Source organism: Streptomyces sp. P9(2023) (assembly GCF_032436795.1).
Classification (GTDB): Bacteria; Actinomycetota; Actinomycetes; order Streptomycetales; family Streptomycetaceae; genus Streptomyces.
In genome coordinates, this window is record NZ_JAUPWM010000491.1 from 1 (window position 1) to 269 (window position 269).

The following is a 269-nucleotide window of genomic DNA, read 5'->3' on the forward strand; positions in this document are numbered from 1 at the left end:
TCAGGATCATCGCCAGTGGGGATCATAAAGAGATTGGTCAGCGCGTATTTTAAGGCTCCTGTTTTTGCCTTATACACTGCTTTATCACCAGAGTCTTGTCCATCACCATATCCACGAAATGTGATTTTCTCGCCTGTTTCAGCATCGTAGATGGTGTATTCAATTTCTAGGGAGACGATCTGTTGCTGTCCGCCGCTTTTTGTATTGATGACTGATACAACACGATTTAGCTCGCTAGGGACTAGGACCAAACCTCTTTCTGACATTTC

General features: G+C 44.2%; 1 protein-coding gene. It reads right to left on the bottom strand.

Features of this window, described 5'->3' with window-relative positions:
• Nucleotides 1–269: ERF family protein (locus tag Q5762_RS38490; RefSeq protein WP_315896963.1), on the bottom strand; the 269-nt coding region annotated here is incomplete at both ends.